We start from the raw sequence: 5,985 nt of genomic DNA, 5'->3' as shown, positions 1-5,985 counted from the left end.
CGGCGGGGGCGAAGAAAACCCGCCACCCGCCCGGATGTGCGTCCGCCACCCCCGTTGCACGATGGCTGCATGCTGCTGAGCAGGCTCGCCCACGTGTCCCGGGAGGTCGCCACCGCCTCCGCCCGCTCCCGCAAGATCGCCCTGCTCGCCGAACTCTTCCGGGACGCCGCCCCCGACGACGTACCGATCGTCATCCCCTACCTCGCCGGACACCTCCCCCAGGGCCGCCTCGGCATCGGCTGGAAGATGCTGGACCGGCGAGTTCCCGGCGCCCCCGAACCCTCCCTCACCGTCCTCGACGTCGACGCCCGCCTCACCGCCATCGGCGCGGTCACGGGAACCGGCTCGCAGGCCGAACGCAAACGGCTGGTGGGCGAGTTGCTGGCGGCGGCCACCACGGACGAGCAGCGGTTCCTGTTCGCGCTGATCACCGGCGAGGTGCGGCAGGGCGCCCTGGACGCGGTGGCCGTGGAGGGGCTCGCGGTCGCCACCGAGGCGCCGCCCACGGACGTACGGCGGGCCGTGATGCTCGCGGGCGGCATCCAGCCCGTCGCGCAGGCCCTTCTCTCCGACGGACCGCCCGCCCTCGCCCGGTTCCGCCTCACCGTCGGCCGCCCGGTCCTGCCCATGCTCGCGCACAGCGCCTCCTCGGTGGCGGAGGCCGTCGACAAGCTCGGGGCCTGCGCCGTCGAGGAGAAACTGGACGGCATCCGGGTCCAGGTCCACCGCGACGGCGACGACGTACGGCTGTACACCCGAACCCTCGACGACATCACCGACCGACTGCCCGAACTGACCGCCGCCGCAAGGGTGTTGAGGGGCGAGCGGCTCATCCTGGACGGCGAGGTGATCGCCTTCGACGGCGCCGGGCGCCCGCGTTCCTTCCAGGAGACCGCCGGCCGCGTCGGCTCCCGGGTGGACGTGGCGACGGCCGCCCGGGAGACGCCCGTCTCGCCCGTGTTCTTCGACGCGCTGTCGGTCGACGGCCACGACCTCCTCGACCTCCCCTTCGCCGAGCGGCACGCGGAGCTGGCCCGGCTGGTCCCCGAGCCGATGCGGGTACGGCGCCTGCTGGCCGACGGCACCGCCGACCTCCCGGGCGCGGAGAAATTCCTCGCCGACACCCTCGCGCGCGGCCACGAGGGTGTCGTGGTCAAGGCGCTCGACGCCCCCTACAGCGCGGGGCGGCGCGGCGCGGCCTGGCTGAAGGTCAAACCCGTACACACGCTCGACCTGGTGGTGCTGGCGGCCGAGTGGGGGCACGGCCGCCGTACCGGCAAGCTGTCCAATCTCCATCTCGGCGCCCGCAACCCCGACGGTTCCTTCGCCATGCTCGGCAAGACCTTCAAGGGCATGACCGACGTGATGCTGGCCTGGCAGACCGAGCGGCTCCGGGCGCTGGCCGTGTCGGACGACGGCTGGGTGGTGACCGTACGGCCGGAGCTGGTCGTCGAGATCGCGTACGACGGTCTGCAGCGCTCCACCCGCTACCCGGCCGGCGTCACCCTCCGCTTCGCCCGTGTCGTGCGCTACCGGGAGGACAAGTCCCCGGCGGAGGCGGACACGGTGGAAACCCTGCTGGCCACGCATCCGGAGGCAACCCGATGACGGAGAAGGCGAAGAAGACCGGGACGACCCGGGCTCCCGACGGGAAGCGCAGCGCCGGACTGCTGCTGTTCCGCCGCCCCGCCCCGCCCGGTCAGGGGCTGGAGGTGCTGCTCGGGCACATGGGCGGCCCCTTCTTCGCCCGGCGCGACGCCGGGGCCTGGACGATTCCCAAGGGTGAGTACGGCGACGGGGAGACGGCCTGGGACGCGGCGCGCCGGGAGTTCGAGGAGGAGCTGGGGCTGGCGCCGCCCGACGGGGAGGCCCTGCCGCTGGGCGAGGTCAGGCAGGCCGGCGGGAAGGTCGTGACGGCGTGGGCCGTGGAGGCGGACCTCGATCCGGCGGCCGTGGTGCCGGGTACGTTCCGGATGGAGTGGCCCAGGGGTTCGGGGCAGGAGCGGGAGTTCCCGGAGCTGGACCGGGTGCGGTGGTTCGGCCTCGACGAGGCGCGGGCGGTGATCGTGTCGGCGCAGGCCGGGTTTCTGGACCGGCTGACGGAGCACTCGGGGAACTGAGACCGTCCCCGTACCGATGTCGGCGTACGCGTTGCGGCGGCACCCGGCGCGCGGGAAGGTCGAGGGACAGCCATCGACCTGGAGGCACGGCATGGCCATCGCGACGGTGAACCCGGCGAACGGCGAGACTCTGCGGACGTACGAGGCCATGGGCGGCGAGGAGATCGAGCGCAGGCTCGCCGTCGCCGAGGCGGCCTTCCGGACGTACCGTACGACCGGCTTCGCCGAGCGGGCCCGGCTGCTGGGCCGGGCCGCCGGTCTGCTGGACGAGGACCGGGACGACATCGCCCGCACCATGACGACCGAGATGGGCAAGCCGGTCACGCAGGCCCGCGCGGAGGCCGCGAAGTGCGCGAAGGCGATGCGCTGGTACGCCGACCACGCCGAGGAACTCCTCGCCGACGAGGAGCCCGCCGAGGCCGACGTCAAGGACTCCGGCGCCTCCCGGGCCGTGGTCCGCTACCGTCCGCTGGGGCCGGTGCTCGCGGTGATGCCGTGGAACTTCCCGCTCTGGCAGGTGATCCGCTTCGCGGCGCCGGCGCTGATGGCGGGCAATGTGGGCCTGCTGAAGCACGCCTCGAACGTGCCGCGCACCGCCCTGTACCTGGAGGACCTGTTCCGCCGGGCGGGCTACCCCGAGGGCTGCTTCCAGACGCTGCTGATCGGGTCGGGCGCGGTCGAGGACGTCCTGCGCGATCCCCGGGTGCGGGCGGCCACGCTCACCGGCAGCGAGCCGGCCGGGCGCGCGGTGGCGTCCGTCGCCGGGGACGAGGTCAAGAAGACGGTGCTGGAGCTGGGCGGCAGCGACCCGTTCATCGTCCTGGCCTCCGCCGACGTCGACCGGGCCGCACGGGTGGCGGTGACCGCGCGTGTGCAGAACAACGGGCAGTCGTGCATCGCCGCCAAGCGGTTCATCGTGCACACGGATGTCTTCGACGCGTTCGCGGAACGCTTCTCGACGGCGATGGCGGCGCTGAAGGTCGGCGATCCGCTGGCCGAGGACACGGAGGTCGGGCCGCTCGCCAGTGAGCGGGGGCGCGCGGAGCTGGAGGCGCTGGTCGACGAGGCCGTGGAGAGCGGCGCGACGGTTCTGTGCGGTGGCGAACGCCCCGAGGGCCTCAGGGACCGCGGCTGGTACTACGCGCCGACGGTCCTCGCCGACGTCACACCCGAGATGCGCGTTCACCGGGAGGAGACCTTCGGCCCGGTCGCGACGCTGTATCGCGCGGCCGACCTGGACGAGGCGTTGGCGATCGCCAACGACACGCCCTTCGGGCTGAGTTCCAATGTCTGGACCCGCGACGAGGCCGAGGTGGACCGGCTCGTCCGGGATCTGGAGGCGGGCGGGGTGTTCGTCAACGGGATGACCGCGTCCCACCCGGCGTTCCCGTTCGGCGGGGTGAAACGGTCCGGGTACGGGCGCGAGCTGTCGGGACACGGAATCCGCGAGTTCTGCAACATCACCACGGTATGGCACGGAGCGTGAGCGTTCCGCGGCTACGATCCCCCCTGTGAACCGCGAAGTGACTCTGCCTCTGATCGTCGACGACCGCGGCACGTTGCAGGTTGCCGCCTCCGACGTCAGCAAACTGCTGCGCACGGTCGGCGGCCGCTGGCTGCACCTGGTGGAGGCCGGCCAGGACCTCGACGAGGACACGGTGGCCGCCCTCACCATCGAACTCGCCAAGCTGGCCGACCGCATCGACGTGGCCTGCATCGCCCACAGCAGCGGCCCCACATCTCGATAGGGGCTGCGTTGACCGACCGTCTTTAGGGGCGCGGGGAACTGCGCGACAAGCCACGACGCACCCGCGGCCCGCAGCACACCGCACCCCCCACGGCGCTACCGAATCGGCATCCCCGACAAGGTGCGCGCGATCACCAGCCGCTGAATCTCACTCGTACCTTCGAAGATCGTATAGATCGCCGCATCCCGGTGCATCCGCTCGACCGGGTACTCACGGGTGAACCCGTTCCCCCCGAGTATCTGGATCGCCTGCCCGGTGACCTTCTTCGCCGTCTCGCTCGCGAACAGCTTCGACATCGACCCCTCGGCGGCGGTGAACGGCTTCCCGTTGATCGCCATCCACGACGCCCGCCACGTCAGCAGCCGCGCCGCGTCGATGGACGTACGCATGTCGGCGAGCTGGAAGGCGACCCCCTGGTTGTCGATGATCGGGCGGCCGAACTGCTCGCGGGTCATCGCGTAGTCGAGGGCGACCTCGTACGCGGCACGTGCGGTGCCCACCGCCATGGCGGCCACGGCGGGACGGCTCGCCTCGAACGTGGCCATCGCCGCGTTCTTGACGCGCTCGCCGCCGGACTTCGCGCGCTCACGGGCCCGAGCGAGGCGCTCGTCGAGCTTCTGCTTGCCGCCGAGGAGGCAGGAGCCGGGGATGCGGACGTTCTCCAGGACGACCTCGGCGGTGTGCGAGGCGCGGATGCCGTGCTTCTTGAACTTCTGGCCCTGGGACAGGCCGGGCGTGTTCGGCGGGACGATGAAGGAGGCGTGGCCCTTGGAGCCCAGCTCGGCGTCGACCACGGCGACGACGACGTGGACGTTGGCGATGCCGCCGTTGGTCGCCCAGGTCTTCGTGCCGTTGAGGACCCACTCGTCCTTGGCCTCGTCGTACACGGCGCGGGTGCGCATGGAGGCGACGTCGGAGCCGGCGTCGGGCTCGGAGGAGCAGAAGGCGGCGACCTTGACCTCGTTGGTGTCGCCGTACATCTGCGGGATCCAGGTGCCGATCTGCTCCTCGGTGCCGTTGGCGAGGACACCCACGGCGGCGAGGCCGGTGCCGACGATGGAGAGGGCGATGCCCGCGTCACCCCAGAAGAGTTCCTCCATGGCCATCGGGATGCCGAGGCCGGTGGGGTCGAAGTACTGCTGGGCGTAGAAGTCCAGGGAGTAGATGCCGACCTTCGCGGCCTCCTGGATGACCGGCCAGGGGGTCTCCTCGCGCTCGTCCCACTCGGCGGCGGCGGGGCGGATCACATCGGCGGCGAAACCGTGGAGCCAGTCGCGGACCTCTTTCTGCTCGTCGTTGAGCTCCATGGTGAATTCGGCCATGACCCCTCCATCGCTCCACTAGCATGTTACCTGCGGTAACTAGAGTCTGTTACCCGTCGGTAGGAAAAGTCAACTCCCAGGCTGCGGTCGGCAACCCGTTCGATGGGCATGGACCGATCAGTGCTATTTTGCGCAAGCGTCGCCGAAATCAGCACGGGTGGGGAGAAACCATGGACACCACGCAGCAGACCGATCAGCAGCGGTCCGCCGACCGCCGTCGGCGTGAGCTGCTGGAGGCCGCGGACCGGGTGGTGCTGCGCGACGGCCCCGGCGCCTCGATGAACGCGATCGCCGCCGAGGCGGGAATCACCAAGCCGATCCTGTACCGGCACTTCGGCGACAAGGGCGGACTTTACGCCGCGCTGGCCAAGCGGCACACCGACGCCCTGCTCGACTCCCTGCGGGCCGCCCTGGACGCTCCGGCGGAGCGGCGGGAGCGGGTGGAGGCCACGCTGGACACCTACCTCGCGGCGATCGAGGCGCGGCCTCAGGTGTACCGGTTCCTGATGCACCCGGCTGACGGAGTGTCGCCCGGCGACCCCGGGTTCGATGTGCGGAAGCACTCGTTGCCGTTGCTGCGGCTGATGGGCGAGGAGTTGGCTCGGGTGATCGAGGAGCGGGTGGATCTCGGGCCGGCCAGTCAGCAGCTGGCCCGGGTCTGGGGGCACGGGATAGTCGGGATGATGCACGCGGCCGGGGACTGGTGGTTGGGGGAACGGCCGTGTTCCCGGGCTGAGTTGGTGCGGAGTTTGGCTGATTTGCTGTGGGGGCGGTTGGCTGCCGCCGGGGATCGCG

At 71.4% G+C, this 5,985-nt stretch carries 6 protein-coding genes; 5 read left to right on the top strand and 1 reads right to left on the bottom strand.

Translation table 11 applies throughout. The features are described 5' to 3' along the window. The first annotated feature begins 69 nt into the window (after positions 1 to 69). The 4 genes from AOK08_RS33515 (at position 70) to AOK08_RS33500 (ending at position 3,868) form a co-directional block, all read left to right on the top strand. Complete coding sequence (locus AOK08_RS33515; protein ID WP_055533015.1) at positions 70 to 1,608, top strand: ATP-dependent DNA ligase; 1,539 nt, start codon at positions 70 to 72, stop codon at positions 1,606 to 1,608. Beyond that, positions 1,605 to 2,120, top strand: a complete 516-nt coding sequence (locus AOK08_RS33510; RefSeq protein WP_055533013.1) for an NUDIX hydrolase — start codon at positions 1,605 to 1,607, stop codon at positions 2,118 to 2,120. The genes AOK08_RS33515 and AOK08_RS33510 overlap by 4 nt, the downstream gene beginning before the upstream one ends. Before the next feature lie 91 nt (positions 2,121 to 2,211). After that, a complete protein-coding gene (locus AOK08_RS33505) occupies positions 2,212 to 3,606 on the top strand; it encodes an NADP-dependent succinic semialdehyde dehydrogenase (protein ID WP_055533011.1) in 1,395 nt (464 codons plus the stop codon). Positions 3,607 to 3,631: 25 nt separating this feature from the next. After that, the gene (locus tag AOK08_RS33500; RefSeq protein ID WP_055533009.1) at positions 3,632 to 3,868 is read left to right on the top strand and encodes a DUF6213 family protein; all 237 of its coding nucleotides are present in this window, start codon (positions 3,632 to 3,634) and stop codon (positions 3,866 to 3,868) included. Positions 3,869 to 3,963: 95 nt separating this feature from the next. Here AOK08_RS33500 and AOK08_RS33495 read toward each other — a convergent pair whose 3' ends face one another. After that, positions 3,964 to 5,190, bottom strand: a complete 1,227-nt coding sequence (locus AOK08_RS33495) for an acyl-CoA dehydrogenase family protein (protein WP_055533007.1) — start codon at positions 5,188 to 5,190, stop codon at positions 3,964 to 3,966. A gap of 170 nt (positions 5,191 to 5,360) precedes the next feature. On the opposite strand from AOK08_RS33495, the gene AOK08_RS33490 reads away from it, so the two are divergent. After that, the coding region (locus AOK08_RS33490; protein ID WP_055533005.1) for a TetR/AcrR family transcriptional regulator at positions 5,361 to 5,985 on the top strand (625 nt) is incomplete at its 3' end.

It is taken from the genome of Streptomyces graminilatus (assembly GCF_001418565.1).
Classification (GTDB): domain Bacteria; phylum Actinomycetota; class Actinomycetes; order Streptomycetales; family Streptomycetaceae; genus Streptomyces; species Streptomyces graminilatus.
Note: the sequence above shows the minus strand (reverse complement) of the source record. Positions and strands in the feature narration are given on the sequence as shown.